Origin of the sequence: Zhongshania sp. (genome assembly GCF_041623545.1) — a bacterium.
Lineage (GTDB): Bacteria > Pseudomonadota > Gammaproteobacteria > Pseudomonadales > Spongiibacteraceae > Spongiibacter.
Genome location: NZ_JBFJWS010000430.1, coordinates 1 through 1,899, shown reverse-complemented (window position 1 = coordinate 1,899; position 1,899 = coordinate 1). Strand labels below are relative to the sequence as shown.

At 50.1% G+C, this 1,899-nt stretch carries 3 protein-coding genes; all 3 read right to left on the bottom strand.

What is annotated here, in order from left to right:
* On the bottom strand, nt 1-580 hold a 580-nt coding region (locus tag ABYT30_RS18885; RefSeq protein ID WP_373098084.1), incomplete at its 3' end, for a hypothetical protein.
* A gap of 48 nt (nt 581-628) precedes the next feature.
* A complete protein-coding gene (locus ABYT30_RS18880; protein WP_373098082.1) occupies nt 629-1,372 on the bottom strand; it encodes a TerC family protein in 744 nt (247 codons plus the stop codon).
* A gap of 156 nt (nt 1,373-1,528) precedes the next feature.
* On the bottom strand, nt 1,529-1,899 hold a 371-nt coding region (locus ABYT30_RS18875), incomplete at its 5' end, for a VIT1/CCC1 transporter family protein (protein WP_373098081.1).

Here is a 1,899-nt window from a genome sequence, read left to right as displayed (position 1 = left end):
TATTGTAGCGAAGATACAGCGGCACAAATCCCAGCTCATCCGCCAATACCGCGCCGTGATTATGACCCTTGCGCGTCCACTGTTGATCATTCATACACAAGCCGTGAACAAAAATGGCGATCCGCTGTTTACCGGCCAGCAATACCCTCAAATCCTCGATCGCAAGAGCCTTGCCGTCACGACAAAAAGCCATAGTAATTGCCAGCGGATTGCCTTTACGCTGGAGATGATCACCAAGCACCCCATTAAGAGCGGACACTACCGCTGCCCGTCCCGGCGCACTCTGATTATCAGTAACTTTGTCGGTTAACCGCGGAATCAAAACATCCAAGGAAAAACCAAGCAAGCCATTCACCTGACGTATACTGCGATAGACTAAACCGCTGATGCCTTTAGTACGCTTTGGCCGCTCGGCTGCCAAGGAATCAAGCTCGCCATCTTCAGTGCCAAGTAGACCGCCGACGGTAATAATGGCGTGGTGTAGGCCTTCCGCTACATCGCACACCCCAGCAATCGCATCGACGCTTAAGCGCCCCGCACCAAGCACGTCGCCAAGGAGTTTTTGCTTTTCAGCCATCATAATATTCCCTATTTTTCCGTAAACGTCATCGTCATCCACGAGCTCAAACTATTCAATTTTCTTCGTCAGCTTTATTGCTTGAGTATCTGGACCACGTCGAATTCGCATGTTCAAAATTTCAACAAATACCGAGAACGCCATCGCGAAATACACGTAAGCCTTAGGCACATGTGCATCAAAACCTTCTGCAATGAGGGTCAGCCCAATCATAATCAAAAAAGAGAGAGCCAGCATTTTAAAGGTTGGATTGGCATCGACGAAATCGCCTATTGGTTTAGCCGCGAACAACATCACCACCACAGCAGTAATTACCGCGATCACCATAATGGATAAGTCCTCCGCCAAGCCTACTGCGGTAATGACCGAGTCGAGTGAAAATACAATATCTAATATGGCTATTTGCACCAGCACCATAGCAAAACCGCTTGCTACTGCCGCTGCAGGCGTCGCCGAAACAGCTTCCAAGCTGCTGTGAATTTCGTGAGTAGACTTGGCGAGTAAAAATAGGCCACCCAAAATCAATATCACATCACGACCGGATATTTCATGACCAAAAGCGGTAAACCACGGCTCCACCAAGCCCATGACCCAAACCAGGCTGAAAAGTAAGGCCAACCGCGAAATTAAGGCTAAACCTAACCCCAACTTCCGCGCCAATTCGCGTTGCTCTTTAGGTAAGCGCCCGACTAAGATTGAGATGAAAATTATATTGTCGATGCCCAGCACGATTTCCAATGCTATTAACGTGACAAGTGCTATCCATGCATCGGCATTCACTATCCACTCAAACATCTTAGCGCCACCCCATGATCAAATAACTACGTCGTCGAAACCAGCGCGACATTACTACGATCACCGCCAAGAAAACATTGGCCAAGATAGGAATATTTTCGGCACGTGGGTACTGAAAGATTGTTTTATTGAATTAGCATTGTAATCGACCGACTTTTACGCAAACCAATGACCAACCAGTGCCGTCAGCAGCATTGCCAAGGCCCCCCAAAAGCACACTCGAGTAGCGGCAGTCAGGACAGGTGCCCCCCCCACCTTGGCAGCAAGGGCACCGAGCAACGCCAGGAAAACCAATGCACTGCTGGAAACAGCCCAAATCAAAGCCGTTAGCGGCACCCAGAGAACCATTAATAGTGGCAGTGCCGCCCCCAAGACAAAACTCGTCGCCGAGGTAAAGGCAGCCTGCAGCGGCCGAGCGGAAAATTCTTCAATAATACCGAGCTCATCACGGGCATGCGCGCCAAGTGCGTCGTGATCCATCAACTGGGTAGCCACTTCGGCCGCTAGCCCCTCGTCCAAACCCCGCT

Coding starts and splice junctions, on each gene's coding strand:
- ABYT30_RS18880 (WP_373098082.1), bottom strand. CDS start 1,372: ATGTTTGAGTGGATAGTGAATGCCGATGCATGGATAGCACTTGTCACG.